The sequence below is a fragment of the Methanolobus chelungpuianus genome, assembly GCF_024500045.1.
GTDB lineage: Archaea > Halobacteriota > Methanosarcinia > Methanosarcinales > Methanosarcinaceae > Methanolobus > Methanolobus chelungpuianus.
The window spans coordinates 190,170-209,479 of record NZ_JTEO01000002.1; the positions used below are offsets into that span (position 1 = coordinate 190,170).

19 protein-coding genes are annotated in these 19,310 nt (G+C 49.8%); 11 read left to right on the plus strand and 8 right to left on the minus strand.

The features are described 5' to 3' along the window. Positions 1 to 52: 52 nt before the first annotated feature. From PV02_RS01830 to PV02_RS01845, 4 genes are all read left to right on the plus strand, one after another. Positions 53 to 1,282, plus strand: a complete 1,230-nt coding sequence (locus PV02_RS01830) for a DUF11 domain-containing protein (RefSeq protein ID WP_256621676.1) — start codon at positions 53 to 55, stop codon at positions 1,280 to 1,282. 69 nt (positions 1,283 to 1,351) lie between these two features. Then, positions 1,352 to 2,458, plus strand: a complete 1,107-nt coding sequence (locus tag PV02_RS01835; protein ID WP_256621677.1) for an FtsZ/tubulin family protein — start codon at positions 1,352 to 1,354, stop codon at positions 2,456 to 2,458. A gap of 150 nt (positions 2,459 to 2,608) precedes the next feature. Next, on the plus strand, positions 2,609 to 3,292 hold the full coding sequence (locus PV02_RS01840; RefSeq protein WP_256621678.1) for an ABC transporter ATP-binding protein: 684 nt from the start codon (positions 2,609 to 2,611) through the stop codon (positions 3,290 to 3,292). Between the two features lie 17 nt (positions 3,293 to 3,309). Then, positions 3,310 to 3,750 carry a PPC domain-containing DNA-binding protein gene (locus PV02_RS01845; RefSeq protein ID WP_256621679.1) on the plus strand — a complete coding sequence of 147 codons (441 nt, stop codon included), beginning with the start codon at positions 3,310 to 3,312 and terminating at the stop codon, positions 3,748 to 3,750. 6 nt (positions 3,751 to 3,756) lie between these two features. On the opposite strand, the gene mreA is transcribed toward PV02_RS01845, so the two are convergent. Continuing rightward, positions 3,757 to 4,140, minus strand: coding sequence for an MreA family transcriptional regulator (mreA, locus tag PV02_RS01850; RefSeq protein WP_256621680.1), 384 nt, complete (start codon positions 4,138 to 4,140; stop codon positions 3,757 to 3,759). A 148-nt stretch (positions 4,141 to 4,288) separates the two neighbouring features. On the opposite strand from mreA, the gene eno reads away from it, so the two are divergent. Next, positions 4,289 to 5,563: a phosphopyruvate hydratase gene (gene eno, locus PV02_RS01855; protein ID WP_256621681.1), complete on the plus strand. Its 1,275-nt coding sequence runs from the start codon at positions 4,289 to 4,291 to the stop codon at positions 5,561 to 5,563. 32 nt (positions 5,564 to 5,595) lie between these two features. Here the strand turns inward: eno and PV02_RS01860 are convergent, their stop codons facing one another. Then, positions 5,596 to 6,903 carry a nickel-dependent lactate racemase family protein gene (locus PV02_RS01860; protein ID WP_256622130.1) on the minus strand — a complete coding sequence of 436 codons (1,308 nt, stop codon included), beginning with the start codon at positions 6,901 to 6,903 and terminating at the stop codon, positions 5,596 to 5,598. A gap of 61 nt (positions 6,904 to 6,964) precedes the next feature. Between PV02_RS01860 and PV02_RS01865 the strand changes: the two genes are divergently transcribed. The 3 genes from PV02_RS01865 (at position 6,965) to PV02_RS01875 (ending at position 9,527) form a co-directional block, all read left to right on the plus strand. Then, complete coding sequence (locus tag PV02_RS01865; RefSeq protein WP_256621682.1) at positions 6,965 to 7,600, plus strand: LysE family translocator; 636 nt, start codon at positions 6,965 to 6,967, stop codon at positions 7,598 to 7,600. Between the two features lie 110 nt (positions 7,601 to 7,710). Continuing rightward, a complete protein-coding gene (locus PV02_RS01870) occupies positions 7,711 to 8,880 on the plus strand; it encodes an ABC transporter permease (RefSeq protein ID WP_256621683.1) in 1,170 nt (389 codons plus the stop codon). 227 nt (positions 8,881 to 9,107) lie between these two features. Next, positions 9,108 to 9,527 carry an inorganic diphosphatase gene (locus PV02_RS01875; RefSeq protein ID WP_256621684.1) on the plus strand — a complete coding sequence of 140 codons (420 nt, stop codon included), beginning with the start codon at positions 9,108 to 9,110 and terminating at the stop codon, positions 9,525 to 9,527. Between the two features lie 37 nt (positions 9,528 to 9,564). Here PV02_RS01875 and PV02_RS01880 read toward each other — a convergent pair whose 3' ends face one another. The 6 genes from PV02_RS01880 to PV02_RS01905 all read right to left on the minus strand — a co-directional run bounded on the left by PV02_RS01880 (position 9,565) and on the right by PV02_RS01905 (position 15,864). Beyond that, positions 9,565 to 10,722, minus strand: a complete 1,158-nt coding sequence (locus tag PV02_RS01880; RefSeq protein WP_256621685.1) for an ABC transporter permease — start codon at positions 10,720 to 10,722, stop codon at positions 9,565 to 9,567. A 15-nt stretch (positions 10,723 to 10,737) separates the two neighbouring features. After that, positions 10,738 to 11,724, minus strand: a complete 987-nt coding sequence (locus tag PV02_RS01885) for a hypothetical protein (protein ID WP_256621686.1) — start codon at positions 11,722 to 11,724, stop codon at positions 10,738 to 10,740. Positions 11,725 to 12,082: 358 nt separating this feature from the next. Then, positions 12,083 to 13,258, minus strand: coding sequence for an ABC transporter permease (locus PV02_RS01890; protein WP_256621687.1), 1,176 nt, complete (start codon positions 13,256 to 13,258; stop codon positions 12,083 to 12,085). Continuing rightward, positions 13,245 to 13,931, minus strand: a complete 687-nt coding sequence (locus PV02_RS01895; protein WP_256621688.1) for an ABC transporter ATP-binding protein — start codon at positions 13,929 to 13,931, stop codon at positions 13,245 to 13,247. The genes PV02_RS01890 and PV02_RS01895 overlap by 14 nt, the downstream gene beginning before the upstream one ends. A gap of 11 nt (positions 13,932 to 13,942) precedes the next feature. Further along, a complete protein-coding gene (locus PV02_RS01900; RefSeq protein ID WP_256621689.1) occupies positions 13,943 to 15,250 on the minus strand; it encodes a COG1361 S-layer family protein in 1,308 nt (435 codons plus the stop codon). After that, positions 15,247 to 15,864: a YIP1 family protein gene (locus tag PV02_RS01905; RefSeq protein WP_256621690.1), complete on the minus strand. Its 618-nt coding sequence runs from the start codon at positions 15,862 to 15,864 to the stop codon at positions 15,247 to 15,249. The genes PV02_RS01900 and PV02_RS01905 overlap by 4 nt, the downstream gene beginning before the upstream one ends. A 251-nt stretch (positions 15,865 to 16,115) precedes the next feature. On the opposite strand from PV02_RS01905, the gene PV02_RS01910 reads away from it, so the two are divergent. Genes PV02_RS01910 through PV02_RS01920 form a run of 3 tightly spaced genes read left to right on the plus strand, consistent with a single transcriptional unit; the run spans position 16,116 to position 19,309 of the window. Beyond that, positions 16,116 to 16,823, plus strand: a complete 708-nt coding sequence (locus PV02_RS01910; protein WP_256621691.1) for an ABC transporter ATP-binding protein — start codon at positions 16,116 to 16,118, stop codon at positions 16,821 to 16,823. A gap of 9 nt (positions 16,824 to 16,832) precedes the next feature. Continuing rightward, on the plus strand, positions 16,833 to 18,080 hold the full coding sequence (locus PV02_RS01915) for a COG1361 S-layer family protein (protein WP_256621692.1): 1,248 nt from the start codon (positions 16,833 to 16,835) through the stop codon (positions 18,078 to 18,080). Between the two features lie 14 nt (positions 18,081 to 18,094). Beyond that, a complete protein-coding gene (locus tag PV02_RS01920; protein WP_256621693.1) occupies positions 18,095 to 19,309 on the plus strand; it encodes an ABC transporter permease in 1,215 nt (404 codons plus the stop codon). Position 19,310 lies beyond the last annotated feature (1 nt).

Genomic DNA, 19,310 nt, shown 5'->3' on the forward strand with positions numbered 1-19,310 from the left:
ATGGCTTATGGTTTGAGGGAACATGAATCATTTTGGAAAAACACTTACTTTCATGTCACTGGCTGTATTCTTAATGCTAATCTCAGCAGGCGGTGCCTCTGGGAAGATACTGTTCAATGACACTATAGCAGAGAGCGACGGATACCAGATAAACAACTACGTTATCGATGTAGTTGAGGTGTTTCCGGATTATGATAGTGTAACCCTTCAGGTATTTGAAGGCAAGACCAAGACCCCGTTACATGATAAACTGATATCTGTTGGCAGTTCCTTCAAGTTCACTGTTGAAGGAGAAACCGTAGAAGTGAAGGTGATCTCCGTCCATTCCGGTGTAGTCCCTCGCACCAAACTATTAATTACCGTTACGGATGGAAGTTTCATTAACAGCAAGACTTCCGGTGTTGTCAGTGGTGGCCACACCAATGCTCAGTTCTCGGGTACTCCCGTACTTGAACTGACTAAGACTGTCGAGCCGGCGAATGCCGGCATAGGTGATATTTTGACCGTGAAAGTCACAGTTAAGAATACTGGGGATGACAAAGCTACCAAAGTGATATTTTCCGATCCCGCCCCGGCTAAATTCATACTCCAGCAGACCCTTATAGCTCCAACCGGGCAGATATCCTTGGAGAAAGGCGAAACACGCCTTATATACACCTATACGATGAAAGCAACAGAAGCCGGAACTTTCCTTTTCGAACCCACTACAGCTATCTTCTCTAACAGTATTGATGATGACTTCCCTCAGGCCTCTTCCACTATCCCGACCATAGTAATAGAAGATAGCAGTAAAAAAGCCAATCTCGATGTTACGCTTGTGCTGGATAAATATACAGTGGACAGGAGAGGTGATCTTCAGGGAACCATCCGGGTAAAGAACACAGGAGATTCTTCAGCAAGCGCTGTCACGATAAACTTATTAGTCCCTTCAGGGCTGAAGTATGCCGGTGGGGATTCTAATATTGAGATTATCTCGGAAGTACCCACCATTTACATGGAATCATTCGGCATGCAGCAGGAAAAAGAGATATCTTTCAGCCTTAAGGCGCTGGATGAAGGTACTTACACACTGTCTGCCGAGAACTCATATCGCTTCAATGACGGAGTAAGTCCTAATCTTCAAAGTGCCAGCTCGACTTCCACAACCAATGCGATATATGTCAAGGAAGGTAAATACGATTACCTGCTCGAGCAGCCTGTCCACGTTTATCTGGTCCCCTTACTCTTGATCGGTGTCCTTGCAGGCTGGTTCTTCTACAAGCACAGGCAGTACAAGTTCTAATGCGGATCGCGAAGATTTTAAGCACAACATTTATTATATTAATATTATATTTATTATAGGAGGAGTCTCTTGCTCAACATACTAATAATTGGAAACGGACAATGCGGAAACCGTATCCTTGATGCTATCAACAGGGAAGCTTTTGGCACCAAGGGCCGCTTTGCCAAGTACCTGTCCCAGCAGAAATATAAAAGCAACGTGCAGACGATTGCGATCAACACTGCGGTGAACGACCTTAAGGAAATGAAGTTCACCAAGGCAAAGGACAGGATACACACACCTCACTTACATGGTGTAGGTGCAAACCGGAACGTAGGTAAACACGTCTTTGAGGACAACAAGACCTTAATCATGAAAAATATTCATGATAGAGGAGACTTTGACGTTGCCTTCGTCATAACTTCAGCATCAGGGGGTACCGGTTCTTCTTTTACTCCAATGCTGATACGGGAGCTCAAGGAAAAATGCGACTATCCCATTTATGCGCTGGTTGTCCTGCCTTTCAGGGAAGAAGGGACGCTCTACCTGCAGAATGCGGCCTTCTGCCTGAAGGACCTGCGTGAGAGCGGTGCGGATGGTATCATCCTTGCTGACAACCAGTTCCTCAAACAGATGGGCGGGAACGTGGAGTCGGCCTACAATGGCATTAATGATATGATAGCCAAGAGGCTTCTGTTCCTGCTGGACGCACTCGACAGCGAGATGATGATGGTCACCGACCTTGGGGACTTCAAGACCGTGATGAGCGGCGGTGCCGGGCTCGCAACTATTGGTTTCTATGAAGCCGAAGCTGAAATGCCTATCAAGTCCGTTATAAAGAATGCTCTCTCTCCTGAAGGTATGCTCTTCTCGACGGACGCCTACCAGGAAGCAAGCAGGTCGATGATAATTCTCAAAGGTGACAGAAAATACATGAGCATCGATGAGGTGTCATCTGAAGTGGAACAGCTTTCAAGCTGTGTAGGTCAGGTGTTCAAAGGGATTATTGTGCGCAACGACGAACTTCCCCAGGTGCTCACCGTGCTGACCCTGGAGTCGGCGATGGAACTCGAGAACCTGTATGCCATAGCTGTTGAGGCCATCAACTACGAGCGCCAGAAGAAAGAGAGGGTCGACAGCATGAAGGAAGTTGACAGGGCCTTCTCTCAGATAAATGGCATGGACCCGTCCTATTGAACGGGTCTCCCACCTGCCTTAATTACAGCAGGAGTAGCGGCTCCAATTTTTTTCTTTTTGCCTTTTCCCTCAATTCTGTTCTCAGCTTTCCGTTGCCAAATACTTTAAAATACTCTAAATCCAAATGTAACCTTAAATTCCCGACCGCTTATGAATGACGAATCCAACATTATTGAGATAAGGAACCTCTCGAAGGTCTATCCGGGAGGTGTGGAAGTGCGTGCCCTTGACGGCATAGACCTTGATATCAAAAGAGGTGAGTTCCTTTCCATAATAGGTCCTTCAGGCTCGGGGAAAAGCACTCTTCTCCATATGATCGGCATACTTGACACACCCAGTTCCGGAACTATCACCATAGATGGCCGTGTTGTCACTGAGATGTCCGAAAAAGAGCGCTCCAAAGCTCGTAATGAAGTGCTGGGTTTTGTCTTCCAGTACCATCACCTTCTGCCCGATTTCACTGCCCTTGAAAATGTAATGATGCCTTTGCTTATTGCAGGCACCGGTAAGAAAGTTGCGAGGGATATAGCTGCAGGTCTCCTGGAGGACGTGGGACTGGCCGAAAGGATGGACCATCTGCCAAGCCAGCTGTCCGGAGGGCAGGCCCAGAGAGTCTCGGTTGCAAGGGCGCTTGCAAACAATCCGGGTATAGTCATAGGAGATGAGCCTACGGGCAATCTTGATACGAAGTCGAGCGATATGATATATGACCTGCTGAGAAAGCTGAATCAGGAAAGGGGACAGACATTCATCCTGGTTACCCATGATGAGAAGATGGCAAAGAAGACGGACCGCATAATAAGGCTCATCGACGGAAAGATATACGAGGATTAAATTCCATCCAGAATCCCATGGAGTATGTAAAAGGATCGATAGGCAGGGTTTTCACGGTCCGGCTGGATCATGGTGATGACCTCCTTAATGAACTGGAAGGTCTTGCGAGGGCTGAGAATATAAGGTCTGCATTGTTCCTGCTGCTAGGTGCAGTCAGGGAGGCAACCCTTGTTGTCGGACCCCGGGAGAACAAAGTCCCTCCTGAAGTTCAGTGGGCCGGTTTTCAGGATACGCATGAAGTTGTTGGTATAGGTAACATCTTTTCAGAGAATGGTAATCCGAAGATCCACCTGCATGCTGCAGCAGGCAGGGGAACGGAGCCCAAGGTCGGTTGTCTGCGCGGCAAAAGTGAGATATTCATGGTCGCAGAAGTATTTATCCTTGAACTTACAGGAATCAACGCGGAAAGAGTGCTTGATGCAAACAGGGGTTTTGCGCCCGTTTCTTTCAGGAAATAGCCCTGTTTAGCTATTTGCACTGAGCTCCTTGAGTTGTTCAAGGGCTTCTGCAATTTCCTTGTTCCTTTTCAGGATGTTGTTCTCAAAGGTCTCGACGATCTGTTCAAAAGGCACCACCAGCTTATAGTATTTCACCGGCCTGCCCTTGTCGCTGTTTTTCTTCTCATTGCGCTCCTCTATCCATTTCCTTTCCCTTAAGGGGCGCATGGCAATGCTGACCTCAGGCTGCCGGAGGCCGGAAGCCTGCTCTATGTTCTGGGATGTGAGCTCTTCGCCGCAGACAAGGCATGCTATGCATATGGCTTCAGTCCTGGGGACATCCAGGCCCTGCAGTAACTCTATGATCTCGTGACCTTTTCCTTCTAAAAGACTAGTATCATCAGATTTCATTTATTTACTATAATACTTATATGTTTATATAATTTATGTAGATATAATTGTTTTAATATAGTCTCAACGAATGCTAAAACTTGCTAATGAACGGTAACAATATATACGGTAATTGCGAAGTAGATGTATAATTCAAAGGTGGAATAGGATGGCGTATATTAGCGAGGATAATAAATATAGAATTGAGAAGATCCGTGCACGTGAGATCCTGGATTCAAGAGGCAATCCGACTGTTGAGGTGGATGTTCGCACCTCATGTGGTTTCGGCAGGGCCAGTGTGCCATCCGGTGCTTCTACCGGTACCAACGAAGCTCTGGAGCTGCGTGACAAGGAAGACCGTTATGGCGGTAAAGGTGTCCTTGATGCGGTGGACAACGTAGCAACCACCATCGAGAGCGAGTTACTGGGAATGGATGTCAGGAACCAGCGCGAGATCGACGGGCTGATGCTTGCTCTTGACGGTACCGACAACAAGATGGAGCTTGGCGCCAATGCGATCCTGGGTGTTTCCATGGCCGTTGCAAAGGCAGCTGCCGACTCCCTGAACATGCCGCTCTACAGGTATCTTGGCGGTGTGAATGCCTATACTCTCCCTGTTCCTACTATGAATGTCATCAATGGTGGAAAGCATGCAGGTAATGATCTTTCCATCCAGGAGTTCATGATCCAGCCAAAGGGTGCTGACACTTACTCCGAGGCCCTGCGTATGGGTGTCGAGACATATCATGCACTCGGCAAGGTGCTCAAGTCCAAATACGGCGCATCTGCACTCAATGTCGGGTATGAGGGCGGCTATGCCCCTCCGCTTGAGATGACTGCCGATGCCCTTGATGCCCTCGTTCACGCTATCGAGGAGGCCGGTTACACTGAATCTGAGATAACTCTCGGTCTTGACGCAGCGGCATCGGAGTTCTTTGACGGGCAGAACTATTCCATCGACGGCAAGTTGCTCACGCCCGGCGAGATGATAGATTACTATCTCGAACTTATCGAGACCTATCCCATCATACTTATCGAGGACCCCTTCCACGAGGAATCCTTCGAGGACTTCGCAACCCTCACAACCGAGGCATGGGAGACCATAATAGTGGGTGATGACCTCTTCGTGACCAATGTGTCACGTCTTGCAAAGGGTATAGAGATGTGTGCAGGCAATGCCCTGCTGCTCAAGGTCAACCAGATAGGCACGATATCCGAAGCCCTTGATGCAGCTAACATGGCAGTGCGCAATGGTTACAGCGTAGTTGTGAGCCACCGCTCCGCAGAGACCGAGGACGCAACGATAGCAGACATCGCAGTTGCCCTCACTGCAGATCTCATCAAGACAGGAGCGCCCGCAAGAAGCGACAGGACTGCAAAATACAACCAGCTCCTGCGCATAGAAGAAGATCTGGGTGAAGCTGCACGTTACATGCAGCTCTGAACCCTTTTAACTTTATATTTTTATTTTCTCTTTTATCTTAGGAGCGGGACTGTCAGGCTGCCCTGGGGCAGGATAACTGCGTAGGGTTGTTTCCTCTGTTCTCTTATTTTTGCAACCGCCCTGTCAAAGGTTCCCTGAATATCCATGCAGGGCTGCAGTTTTGCCTTCCTGACGGTTGCATCGTCAAGCTCGGACACTGCCCACATCTCGGCATATACTCCGATCTGCGCCATCTTGGCAGCCTTATGATAACCGAGCTTGTAACCCTCATCTATCTTACACATGACTTCCTCGCATGTGTTCGCAGAACACAGCAGGTTCAGGAACGCATCATCACCCACTCCCTGCCTGCATTTTGATACCAGGATGATAATCCCTCCCTCCTCAAGTGCCAGCTTGCCGTTCTCCAGTGCCTTCTGGGACTGGTAGAGGTCAATATCCATAGGATAGGGTGCGGCTGTGAGCACAATGTTTCCCTTCCTGCTGCATTGTGCACAGAATACTTCGTTCGCCTTCTCCACAGCAATATCGAAGGACCTGAAAAGGTCGCCTGCAACCATGGCATAAAGTCCATGGTCTGCCGTAAGGACGGTCTGTATGGAGAATATGTTAAGGTCCCTGAGCACTTCCATTGCATCGTCCATGTCCTCTGCAACCGGGTTCCCTCTGATGGCCAGGGGTTGTGCAGCATCGGATAGTGCGTGCTTGTGGTTCATCTCGATGGTCCTGTATGATGCCACACCCGGCAGGAAAGCCTTTCTTCCTCCCGTATAGCCTGCAAAATAATGTGGCTCCACACTTCCGATAACTATGACGTTCCTGCTTTCGTTCACCATTCTATTAAGGTACATCTCGGTACCGTTACTAGAAACGCCAAGATATTCCATGTCCTCATCCCTGCGTGCGTCGTGCACGAATATCCTGTCCCTGAACTCGTCGTACATTTCCCCGAAGATATACAGGAACTCCTCCTCTGTAGGGCCCCTGTGTGCACCTGTCGCAACAAGGAATCGCACATCTTTGTGGCTTTTAAGGATATCACGCATCCTGAGGAGCACCTTTGCGGTGGGTGTCGGCCTTGTGGCGTCGTTCACCAGTACCAGTATCCTGTCACTGCTCTTTACGAAATCCTCAAGAGATCCAGTTCCCACAGGATTCCTCAAAGCCGCATCGATGATCTCTGACTCATCCCCTGCCCTCACCTGATTTGGTGCAATGACCTCGTGGGGGATTCCTACATCAAGGCCGACATACTCTTTTCCGTAAGGTATCTGTACTTTGATAAAAACTCCTCCGTGATATCTCTTTGTCTGAGAGTGATAATAGGAATCTTTATTTATAGCATTTCGTCTTCATATATCCGGGCAGGACCAGTAGCGATCCTTGCCATGTTATATGGGAGTGCGAACCTTGACAGAACCGGTACAGTTACTATATTTCATTGCAGCCTCTGCGGCTCTGACACTGTTGCCGGGTCCTGATATCATCTTCGTGCTGACGCAGAGCATCTCCTCAGGCAAAGGGGCCGGCATTGCCACAGCGTGCGGCCTGTGCACGGGCCTCATGTTCCATACAACGGCTGCCGCACTGGGTGTTTCCGCCATTATCTATAAGTCTGCCCTGGCATTCACGCTCGTTAAGTATGCAGGTGCCATGTACCTACTGTACCTTGCATTCCAGGCTATCCGCGAAAATGACAGCTTCATATCCTCCGTATCCGCAAACAGGTACGGCACTTCAGTTCTGTATAAGCGGGGCATCTTTATGAACCTGCTCAATCCCAAGGTATCCCTTTTCTTCCTTGCCTTCCTGCCTCAGTTCGTGAACACCGGAGCAGGCAATGTCCCGATGCAGATGGTCTTCCTGGGCCTTGTGTTCCTTGTGCAGGCGCTGCTCATATTTATCCTGGTGTCCGTGTTCGCCGGTCATATTGGCCTCAGGCTCATGAACACGCCCGGTATCGGCAGGTATGTGAACCGTACAAAGGCCGCCATTTTTGCACTCATAGGTCTTGAGCTTGCGTTCTCGCATAAGTGAACCGGGATGATCTTGTTATCCGTGCCCTGGTCGCTATGCAATTCAATAATGCAAAATGTATTATATCCAGGAGTCCAAATATCAGTACCCGGCATAAAAATGAGGGATAGATGTACGAACTGGACATAGCATTCCGGCATATAAGCGCACGCAAAAGGCTTACATTCTTTGCCGTGTTCGCGGTAGCCCTTGCCATAGGCGTGATAGTTGTGCTCATGTCCCTGATGTCCGGGTTCACGGACGAGCTCATGTCTATGACCATAGAGAACTCGGCTCATATTGTTGTAAGCCCCGTGGAAGGTACAACAGACTACGTGCACTTCTACCGGCACTATTCTGAGCAGATACTCGGCATTGAAGGCGTTTCAGCAGTGTCGCCTGTATTCACAGGACAGGTCGCACTGCAATACAGGGACAAGGCACAGGGTATCGAACTATACGGTATTGATCCAGTTGCAGAGGACGCTGTCATGCAGATTGACGAGAATATCGTTTCCGGGAACTTCTCCGCCCTTTCAAGAAGTAACAATGGCATAGTTCTTGGTGACAGGCTGGCTCAGGATCTTGGGGTCGGTGTTGGCGACACGGTATCTGCAGTGGTACCTGCATCAGATCCTGCTTCATATAAGGTTGTGGGGATATTCCATACAGGCACCCCCACGGATGAAACCCTTGCCTATGCACGCTTCGATTCTGTTCAGGATCTGTTTGGGGAGAGTGGTGTGGCAAGCGGCATTAAAGTGCGCACCAATGACCCTTATCAGGCGGAAGAAATATCCCTTTCGATAGAATCATCCACAGGACTTGATGCGGTAAGCTGGATAGAGGCAAACAGGAATATACTGGAACTGTTAAACACCCAGGCTGTTCTTGTCTGGCTCTATTATGGTTTGATCTATCTCATAGCCGGTTTTGGCGTTGCGAATACCCTAATCACGGTGGTCATGGAAAAGCGCAGGGAAATAGGCATGCTGATGGCCATGGGAACTTCAAGAAGGCACATAACTAATATCTTTCTGCTGGAATCACTGATCCTGGGCACAATAGGTGTACTGGTGGGCTGTGTTCTGGGATACCTTGGAACCGTACTGCTTTCCAGCTACCAGATCGACCTGCCCAGTGAGATGTATTTCGGGCTGACCACCCTCCCACTGAAGCTGGAGGCATCTAACTTTTTCTATGCCATCGTGTTCTCTTTTGTGATAAATGTGGTTGCAGGTGTGTATCCGGCAAGGAGGGCCTCACGCATGGATCCGGTGGAAGCCATTGAAAGTGAATGACCTTAAAGCTTCCTTTAACAATTCTCTTATTCATACGACCTGATGCGGGCAGGTTAGTTCGCATCCATACGAAAAGTATATATTCTCAAATGTCGTTTGTGAACATGCGAACGGGTTTTCAGTACCTCTCCACAACAAAAGTGCCACCAACCTGTGCATTAAATCCTTTTTGATTCCCGTTCGTCTCCTATGTTAGTTTTTTCTACAATGCGCACAGATAGGATGCCATGAGGATCGTGGTAGAGACCCCAAAATACAGCTTTTCCAAATCCCGCAAGGAAGGCTCACAGTTCATTAAAGAGTTCATCTCTCCCATACCCACGCTGTTCAATTACGGCTTTGTTGATGGCAGTGTCAGTGAGGACGGAATGGGGATCGACGTCATTATCATCGGCCCTGTCATGAGAAAGGGGGATACCATGGAAAGATCCTGCTTTGACGGTATTGTAAGGTTCGTCGACGATTCCCTCCGGGACGACAAACATATAGTCTACCTGGAAGGCTTTTTCTCAAAGACCTTTTTCTCTTTCTATTTCCGGCTCTATGCATTGTTCAAATCGGTTGTTTATCTTTTCTCCCGGAAAGGTTTATGCACATGCAGGTTCGAGGGAATTGAACTTTATGAGGCCGGCATGGAGGGTCAGTAAGTTCCCATTTCTTTCGGAACGTTCAGCGACTGTCCGGTCACCTTGTTGATATGGCTCTCACAGGGTCCAGGCTTGCTGCGCGCTGTGCCGGGTAGATGCCAGCTATGAGGTTCAGCAGGAAGACAACGGTTATGATCAGGAGAACATCCGTCGGGCGCACAATTACAGGTATCGAGCTGATACCGTACACTCCTTCAGGCAGAGGATAGCTGCCTACAGAAAGTGCGATGACAGTTCCTGCAAGGGCTCCCAGTACAGCGCCTGCAAGTCCCAGCATCCCGCTCTCAAGCAGGAAAACAAGCCTTATCCCGGACCTGCTCATTCCCATTGCCATCAGGATGCCTATCTCTTTAAGCTTGCTCATGACCACCATGTTCAGGGTGCTCACGACTCCGAAAGATGCAATAAGGAGTATGAATCCCAGGGTAACCTGGTTGGAGGACCTCTCGATTGCCAGGGTCTGCAGTATCTCCGGGTTGTTCTGGGTCCAGCCATCTGCCCTGTAGCCTTCTTCCCTTATGATGGAAGCTACTTCCCTGTCCCGATTAAAATCCGCCAGTCTCAGTGAAATGCCGTTGATGACATCCGCAGTGCCATAGAAATCCTGTGCCGTCCCAAGGGATGTATATGTCAGGCTTTCATCCGCAGGCGTGCCAGTATCGTATATAGCTATAACCCTCAGGGATAGGGTATTTGCATTTGGGAAAGATACTTCCACACTGTCTCCCATCTGCAGTCCAAGCCTGCGGGCGAGATCATCGCCTATCACGATCCCTCTCCTCGAGTATGCAAGCTCTTCAAAATCACCTTCTATCACGTCATTGCTCACATGTGCTACTGCTTCCTCCTCCGTGGGTACGACTCCCTTTAGTGCTGCATTTGCGGTCTTGTCCCTGTACCGGAAAGAAGCCTCACCTATGAGATATGGAGAGGAAGCCACCACGCCCTCTATGCTGTTGACTTCCCTGACGATGTTCCCGTAGAGGTGTATGTAGTCCTCGCCTTCCTGGGGCGATACGACAACATGTGGCAGGTTGGCAACTGTGGACTCATATATCTCCTGTGTGAATCCTGCCATAAAAGCCTGGGAGACCATAAGGATCATAACTGCTATCCCGATGGCTGCAACCGAGAGGATGGTCTGGCGCTTTCTTGCCTTTATGTGCCGGAGTGCTATGAAGAGTTCATACCGCATTCAGGACACCTGTACTTACCTGTTCCTCATTCTCAGGAAAAGGACGGCCGCAAGGCAGGTAGCTCCCAGGTAAGCAGTCGTGAACCCGGGAGCCTGCGTGTTCTCATTGTCTGTGGTATTGGTGGTGTTCACGCGCCTGACAGGAGCAGCCTCGATGATGGTCTCCCTCCTGTCCAGTATGACTCCTCCCCTGCCCATAACCTCTATGGTCAGCCTGTAGGTGCCTTCCGGAAGCCTGTTCTCCCAGATCGTCTCGACGGTCTCGTCATCACCGCTAAGGAGTACGGGTGACCTCTCGGTAGCCGACTCGACGACTGCCCCGTCGCTGTCCATTACCGTGAACCTTACCGAGCCTGTGTATGGCACCTGGGAGCGTCCTTCGATGGTAGCACTTGCACCGATAGCATCCCTGTAGATATCAGTAATGAATACATCCTCTTCTGCCGTAAATCCCTGCATGAGCGTAATGGTCTCGGAGGGTGCGTACATGTTAATCCTTACCCTTGCCTGGTAATCCTTCCCGCTTTCAAGCAGGGTGCTCCACTGGTGACTGATGACCCCCGGCTGGGTGTGCAGGGATACTTTCTGCTCCCTGGCAGAGTATACAACATCCGACCCGTTCACGAGCATGAACTCAAGGTCCATTATAACGGGCTGCACCGGCATGAGCATGAGACTCGCTCCTTCCGAATTTGCCACAAGGTTATTTACATTGATACGGGGAATGACCTGTCTCCCGTGGACAAATGAATGGTTCCCGGAGTAAAGCAGGCAGTCTTTCTGCATTATCCTGCTCCTTACAGTGTACCTGCCGTCGGATCTTGTATCAGTCTCCCATTCAAAGACCTTAAGCACATTTGAACCGGCTGGTATACTGTCTATCCCGATGGTGGTCGTATCAAGCACTTCGCCCTCATGCTCAAGCATCATTTCAAGTTCCAGTCCCTGAAGACCTGAAGATGAATATATTGTCACATCCCCGCTGTCGATATCTGAGTACATGTCGGTTATTCGAACATCATACTGTCCCTCCGGACAATCGGCTGCTAAAGAACTGCCGGAAAAAACAAGCATAAGCAAAATACTGGTCCATAGAACAAAGACGGGTCTCATACAAAGGCTCCGGGTTTTTAAATCAAATTTATCAGGTGATAGTATTTATATCAATCCATGCAGGTCCGTCTGACCGGAAAACCGCTGCTGCTGGAAAGATCTGCCTTATCCACGGCTGCTGAGCTGGTAAAATAATTACGGAAAGGGATTGTAAGGAGATAAATTGTAAGTATGCCGGAAAGGAGACCCTTCCCCGAGGCTGCAGGAAATCAGGCTCAGGGATTTATTTGTCCTTTCGGGTCTGTTCTTATTCGTATCTGAGCGCATCGAGCGGCTTCATCATCGAGGCTTTCCATGCCGGATACATGCCCCCAAGAAGGCTTGTGGCTATCCCGAAAAGGAAGCCTTCCAGCACGTAGAACATGCTTGAGAATGTGAGCAGGTAAGATGTGTTCTTGACAAGCAGCGCCATTATGAGATAACTGCCCCCGAGGGTCAGTATTGCCCCTGCTGTGCTGGCTATCAGCCCCAGGAACAAAGCCTCAAGCAGGAACATCTTCAGTATGTCTCTTCTTGAAGCTCCCACGGCTTTCATTATGCCTATCTCTTTTGTCCTTTCCATGGTTGACATGAGCATTACGTTAAGTATGCTCACGCCTGCAACAAGCAGTGATATCGAACCTATGCCCATCAGGAAGAGGGAAACTGACCTGAACACACTGTCAAGGCTCTCGGTTATTGAGTTCGTGGCAAAGACCGTGACGGTGTCTTCCTTTTTGTTGAGACGCTCCTCAATGCCCTCCATAACGGGATCTATTTTATTGATATCCTTCACTACAACTATGGCCGTGCCGTAACCGTCATCAGCATCAGGATACAGCTTCTCATACATTTCCGAGGATGTGAATACTCCGCTGTCGGTGCTGATGTCAAATCCCAGGCCCCTTTCCCTGAGTATGCCGACCACTCGTAAATTCGTGTCGTCTATCTCTATCTTCTGCCCGAGACTCAGATCCAGGTTCTTGGCAATGCCGGAACCTACAACGCACTCAGTTGACCCGGGTTTGAAATAGCGCCCCTGCTCAAGGTCTGCAAGCTTGTCAAGATCCTCCTTTTTCAGGTCATAGACCGAAACGTAGTACTGGAAAGTGGTCCCGCCTTTTTTATACTCGACAACATCTCCGCCGGATCTAACAGGTATCACGCTTTCTATGTTGCTGACCTTTTTTATCTGGGCTACCTGCTTATCAGTGATGTAGTCCTCCCCGGGGGCAGGATAGACTATTATCTTGTCCCCTATATCGGAAAAGGAATCAGTGACAGAGAGCTTCAGGCTGTTCCCGAGGATGCCCATGGAGGATATGGCTATGACCCCTATGATGATCCCGATGGCCGCAAGTATCGTGCGGACTGCCTGTCTTTTCAGGTTCCTCCTGGCAAGCTCAGCATACATGTTATTTTTCAGGGGATCAGGTATCTTCATTAACTATCTCTCCGTCCTGCAGTCTTATTGTGGTGCGGGAATACTCTTCCATCCTGGGGTCGTGCGTGACCACAATTACGGTGGTGCCGGCCTGGTTCAACTCTCTCAGGAGTTCCATGACCCCATGGCCTGTCCTTGTATCCAGGTTACCTGTGGGCTCATCGGCAAGCAGTATGGGCGGGTTGTTCGCAAGAGCCCTGGCAATGGCCACGCGCTGCTGCTGGCCGCCTGAGAGCTCATTGGGCTTGTGATGAGCGTATTCCGGGGGAAGCTGGGCTTTCTGGAGCAGCTTAAGTGCTCTCTTTCTGCGCTTTTGCGGGGATGCGCCATTGAATATCATGGGTATCTCCACATTCTCAACGGCCGTCAGTGTCTGGATCAGGTTGAACTGCTGGAAGATAAAACCTATATTGTTCCTTCTCAGGGAAGTGAGCCCGTCGTCATCAAGGCTGGAGAGGTCCGTATTGTTGATCAGCACCTTGCCGCTGGTGGGCAGGTCAAGGCAGCCGAGCATGTTAAGCAGGGTGCTCTTCCCGGAGCCCGAGGAGCCCATTATAGTGACAAAATCTCCCTTCTCTATCTGTGCACTGACCTTATTGAGCGCATAGATCTTGTTTGCTCCGAGGGTATAGATCTTCGTCACTTTCTTTATTTCTACAATGGTCTCTGGCATATCCGCACCATTCAGTTGTCAGGGAGCTCTTCGTCCTCATCCTCGTCTTCATCTTCCCGCTCTTGCCGAGCCCTGTCGCCTTCATCTTCCCTGCGCTTTTTCCAGGAATTATATATCAGTGCAGCTATTCCTATGGCAAGGATGCCTGCAACTGCCCATAGCATGAAAGAGTTGTCATTTTCTTCTTCCGAGGTCGCGGAAGCAGAAGCAATGCTGTTGGTGCTGACGGAGATATTCTCCCGGATGGCCATATAGGCATTATTTGGGTCCCTGAACTCTATGATCACCGGTATGCTTGAGACACTGCCGGACATCGTCTGTGCGGACAGTTCGAAACTGCTGAAGTCATCTGTCTCAAGGGTCCCGATGTAATAGCGTCCATAGGGCTGGACAGGCACTACCTTGTCAGACTCTGCAACCGATATCATCACATTCTTCGCATCAGTGGTGCCGAAATTGTTCAGGTCTCCTGCGATTGTATACCTGTTACCTGCCCTGGAGACCTCCAGGGAAGTGAATATCAGAGAGTGCTGGCCTATTACCTCCACCTGCCTTGTGAGCTTACTTGTCTGGCGCATGTTGTCACCATTGAAGTAAGAAACAACGAAGGATACATCCCGCTTTTCAGGACTGCTGTACATGGTGTTCAGAGTGAAGGTCGCTGTTGATTTATTTCCTGCGGGAATGGCCCCGATGAAATATTCGGAAGGTGTGAACACCATCCCTTCGACCTCAGGAGTTACTATGATGCTTGTGACTGCGTTTGACCTTCTGTTGACTATTTCCACATTGATGGTGGAAACTTCGTTCATGAGCGTGGAAGGCATATCAGGGAGAATGATCTGCAGGTCGCGGTCGTCAACCTTGACAGGGATCCTGTAGTTGAGATCGTACATGTTGCTCCCGCCCACAAGTTGCAGGTTCAGGAAATGCGTTCCTGCGGAAGCCGTGTTCTTTGCCCTGACATTGAAGGAGAGCTTGATGGTGTCCTGAGGCCCGAGCAGGCCGACGTTAGTGTGGCTGCTGTCAAGTACCTCGAAATTACCGTTCCCTCCAAGGGTCGCGCTGGCAATGTATGCGTTCATGCTCAGCGTCTCATCATCCTCTGTGATGTATACCCTGCCGGTGGCCATATTCTCCAGTGTGACAGTGATGGTGCCCGTGTCCCCTGGCATGAATACCGCGGGTTCTATATCATAGCTCAGGCTGACCGTCGGGCGCACTTCGATGTTGCCGGTGGCTGCAAGGGCAGATGGGGAAAACGCGGCCACGATAAGGATGGCCGCAAGGAATATTCTCAGGCTAGATCTCACTTTCATGCACCGAAGATCCTTAGCTGAATTAATGCAATGTACAGAACATAAATCAGAATAGGCACTCCGACGGTAATGGCTGCATTTCTCACAGAGAGTTTCCTGGAATGGACAAGTGCAAATATCCAGATGTTAGCACTCCAGAGGGTAAAAATGATCCCTACTAATGTAGCCATTTTAAGGGTAGGGTCAGACATTAGTGTATTCTGCAGGTTGGGGTCAGAAAAGTCAATGTTAGAATAAGCTCTGAAGGTGTAGAATGCAGAAAATATGGAACCGATGATGCTGGGTATAAATCCGTAAGAAACAAACTCCATTGCCCTTTTAAAACTTCCTTCTCCATTAAACAGCATGGATATTATATAGAAAACCGCTGTGTAGACAGCCCACATTATGAAAGTTCCGAGGACTGCTCCTATCACTCCTATCACTATCCCGATCGAAGCAAAAGCTGCAGCTTCCTCGGGAAGTGCCCCCATCACGTTCTGCATTGTCACCACTGTAATGATGGCTCCGAGTGCTGCCATTATAAATATGATTACCAAAGGCGTCTTGAATTCTGTTGGCTCATTACTTTTTCTTTTGAAGAACCCGTTAGGGTTGGTTAATACTTCCAGCATGTTTGTACCTCCGCGAAATCAGGCTTGACATGTGTATATTCAGACCTGACTATTAATAGACAAACTCTTTACGTGAAGGGTATATTTATATTTTGTCACAAATCTGTCTGAAGTGCAGCCCAAAGCAACAGTTTATATTTCAGAACAGTTCTCTTTTATCTGCAGTCATTCACCATGCCATTTGATTTTCAAAGATGTCCGGAGTAAGCCGTATCAACCGGCGGACTCAGTGTTATGTGCGGGGAGTAACAATGGGCGAATCAATCGAGACTGGTGCGGATAAAAGAGAATCCGTTATTGAACTCGTCAGCCTGTGCAAAAGCTATCAGGTAGGGGACATGGAAGTGCCGATCCTGAGGAGCATAGACCTGTCTGTGAAGAAGGGTGAGTTCGTTGCGATAATGGGGCCTTCAGGCTCGGGAAAAAGCACACTGATGAACATGATCGGATGCTTGGACAGGCCGACCTGTGGCAGTGTCCTGATAATGGGCAAGGATGTCAGCCGGCTTACGGATGCTGAACTTGCGAGGCTCAGGGGTTTTGAAATCGGTTTTGTGTTCCAGAACTTCAATCTCGTTCCCCGCCTGAGCGCTCTCCAGAATGTGGAACTTCCTACATACGCCAATAAAAAGGAAGGTGTAGACAGCAGGAAAAAGGCAAAGGAGCTCATTGGGCTGGTCGGCCTGCAGGACCGCATAGACTATAAGCCAACGGCGCTCTCAGGCGGCCAGCAGCAGCGCGTGGCCATTGCCAGGGCCCTGATCAACGACCCTTCCCTTATACTGGCCGATGAGCCCACGGGAAATCTCGATTCAAAAAGTGGTAGGGAGATAATGGGTATTTTCACGGATCTCCATAACAAGGGAAGAACGATCATAATGATCACCCATGACCCAGGTCTTGCGGAATATGCGGACCGGGTCGTCCATCTCAAGGACGGTGTGATAGGTGCAACCTGAGGAGAAAGTATGTCAATGTCATTCAGTTACCTGAAAATGTACGCGATGTCTGCCTGGGTGATCGGGTTCGTCTTGGCATCTGCTTTGATCTGCACACCTGCAGCAGCCGCAAACGGGGCGGACCTGCAGGTAAGCATCCTGCAGTACCAACCGGTCCCGGCAGAGGTAGGGGAATACGTAACCGTATGGGTCAAGGTAGAGAATATGGGTTTCTCAAGAGCGGAAGACGTCTCAGTGCGAATGGTGCCGGAATATCCTTTCAGCCTGGACTCGTCTGCCAATGCCAACAAGACCACGGGAGTGCTGAACCCCGAAAGAGCAGCCGTTCATGAATACCGCCTGTTCGTGGATGAGAATGCAAAGGACGGTATTGAGACTATAGAAGTGTGGTACCGGGAAGGAACTGAGGGCGTCTGGTACAAGGAGGAGTTCGATATAAGGATCGGCCTGAGCACCTTTGACAGCAGGGGCAGCGTCCAGCTTCAGGGAACTCCTGTAATGGAGCCCGAGGTATTCATGCCCGGTGACAGAGGTACTATCAGGTTCAGCCTGGTGAACGCTGCCACTTCGCCTTCGGTATTGGTAGGAGGGGAAGAGTTCGACACCAATGCCAGGATACAGTCTGCCTCCCTTGAAGGTACCGATGGCATCGAGGTCACAACAGGCACCTATCACGGCAGCGGCATCATAGGGCCGGGGGAGTCTGTCAATCTCACATACAATATCCGGGTGGGTGATGAGGTTGAGGACGGAACATATTATCTTTACCTTGCTGTTGAGGGGAATTCCCACGCTTTAAGCAACAACTGGAGGATTCCTGTAAGGATCGACTCGTCCTCTGTCAGGGTCATACCTTCAAGCCTTCTGGTTCTCGAGAATGGTGCAGGCACCCTTGAGCTCGATGTTGCCAACATCCATCCCAACAGGCTCTCTTCGGTGAGCGTGCGCCTCCAGGCCGAAGGCATGGAGTTCTCTCCCTCTGAATATTTCATAGGCTCCATGGACCCTGACGAGCTCTTCACCATCCAGTTCGAGGCAGCTTCTGCTGACAATGAATCATTTTCCCCGAGAGATCTGACCATAATCGCCAATTACAGGAACGGTGTCAACCAGCACTCATCTGTGGTAGACACCCGGCAGCTGCGTAGTGTTGAAGTACAGGATAACAACAGTCCTGGTATTGCACTGGCCGTGATCCTGCTAGCGGCACTCGCTGTCGTGGGTTATGTGATGTACAGGCGCAGGAAGACTAAATAATAGGTGCCGGACCAATGCTCAACCTCAGGCAGTCTTTGGGTATATCCCTGGGAAGCATAGGCAGTTCCAAGCTCAGGTCGGCCCTCACGGCCCTGGGCATTGTCATAGGTGTTGCAGCTGTGATAGCCAACGTGACCCTGGGTGCCAGCTTCAACCAGTACTTCACAGACGAGATAGGTGCCGTAGGCTCCAATTTCATTGTCATCTACAGCCAGAACACCAATATCTTCTATGACAACCAGCTGGAGCTCATAAGGAATACTCCCGGCGTTGCCGGTGCTTCTCCCATAAACCAGCAGATGGCGAGGGTGACATATCTTTCCACGTCCAGACAGATCGATATTCAGGGAGTGAATGAGGACTATGGCGAGGTAGCAAACATCCGGATGGAGTCAGGCGAGTTCCTGACCGATAATGACAGGTATGTCGCGGTGCTGGGTGCGGAAGTTGCCAACGAGAAGTTCGATAAGAAGATATCAGTCAAGAATCCCATTGACATCACATTCCGGCGTGAGGACGGGGGTGTCGTCACCCGGAAATTCATAGTCAAGGGTGTGATACAGGATCCCAACACCACATTTGCACAGACAGGCGTTGAACCGGAGATACGCATCTTCATACCTATTGATACTATGAACGAGATACTGGGTATCGATTATTATGGTGGTTTCTTCATCAAGGCCGAGAGTCTGGAGGCTGTCCGGACCACGGGGGATGAGATCGACAGGCGTCTGGCCCGCAGTCTTGGGGTGCCCAACAGGGATCTTGAGAACGACGATGCAAAACCCTATGTGCTCTTTGACCAGATCGAGATACTGGAGCAGACGGACCAGTTATCAGCAGCCTTAACAGCTCTTCTGACCTCTGTTGCACTGATCTCTCTCATTGTAGGCTCTATCGGGATAATGAACATCATGCTGGTCACTGTTGCCGAAAGGACCCGGGAGATCGGTCTGATGAAGGCACTGGGTTTCACAAAAAAGGATATTCTGGTATTATTCATCATAGAGTCGATGATAGTGGGGCTGATAGGAGGGATACTTGGAGTAGCTCTGGGAGTTGCTGCCGCCCTTGTGGTCAACAGTTATCTTGAGCTGCCCAATATCTTCCCTGCAGGGCAGATCGCGATCGGCTTTGTGGTGGCTGTAGGCATAGGCCTTATTGCAGGTGTCTACCCTGCCAACAAGGCTGCAAGAATGGATCCGGTTGAAGCGCTGAGGAAGGAGTAGG

Bases quoted from the DNA above. Each gene is read 5' to 3' on its own strand.
- PV02_RS01830 (WP_256621676.1), top strand. From the start codon at position 53: ATGTCACTGGCTGTATTCTTAATGCTAATCTCAGCAGGCGGTGCCTCT.
- PV02_RS01840 (WP_256621678.1), top strand. From the start codon at position 2,609: ATGAATGACGAATCCAACATTATTGAGATAAGGAACCTCTCGAAGGTC.
- PV02_RS01845 (WP_256621679.1), top strand. From the start codon at position 3,310: ATGGAGTATGTAAAAGGATCGATAGGCAGGGTTTTCACGGTCCGGCTG.
- mreA (WP_256621680.1), bottom strand. From the start codon at position 4,140: ATGAAATCTGATGATACTAGTCTTTTAGAAGGAAAAGGTCACGAGATC.
- eno (WP_256621681.1), top strand. From the start codon at position 4,289: ATGGCGTATATTAGCGAGGATAATAAATATAGAATTGAGAAGATCCGT.
- PV02_RS01870 (WP_256621683.1), top strand. From the start codon at position 7,711: ATGTACGAACTGGACATAGCATTCCGGCATATAAGCGCACGCAAAAGG.
- PV02_RS01875 (WP_256621684.1), top strand. From the start codon at position 9,108: ATGAGGATCGTGGTAGAGACCCCAAAATACAGCTTTTCCAAATCCCGC.
- PV02_RS01880 (WP_256621685.1), bottom strand. From the start codon at position 10,722: ATGCGGTATGAACTCTTCATAGCACTCCGGCACATAAAGGCAAGAAAG.
- PV02_RS01885 (WP_256621686.1), bottom strand. From the start codon at position 11,724: ATGTACTCAGATATCGACAGCGGGGATGTGACAATATATTCATCTTCA.
- PV02_RS01890 (WP_256621687.1), bottom strand. From the start codon at position 13,258: ATGAAGATACCTGATCCCCTGAAAAATAACATGTATGCTGAGCTTGCC.
- PV02_RS01895 (WP_256621688.1), bottom strand. From the start codon at position 13,931: ATGCCAGAGACCATTGTAGAAATAAAGAAAGTGACGAAGATCTATACC.
- PV02_RS01900 (WP_256621689.1), bottom strand. From the start codon at position 15,250: ATGAAAGTGAGATCTAGCCTGAGAATATTCCTTGCGGCCATCCTTATC.
- PV02_RS01905 (WP_256621690.1), bottom strand. From the start codon at position 15,864: ATGCTGGAAGTATTAACCAACCCTAACGGGTTCTTCAAAAGAAAAAGT.
- PV02_RS01910 (WP_256621691.1), top strand. From the start codon at position 16,116: ATGGGCGAATCAATCGAGACTGGTGCGGATAAAAGAGAATCCGTTATT.
- PV02_RS01915 (WP_256621692.1), top strand. From the start codon at position 16,833: ATGTCAATGTCATTCAGTTACCTGAAAATGTACGCGATGTCTGCCTGG.
- PV02_RS01920 (WP_256621693.1), top strand. From the start codon at position 18,095: ATGCTCAACCTCAGGCAGTCTTTGGGTATATCCCTGGGAAGCATAGGC.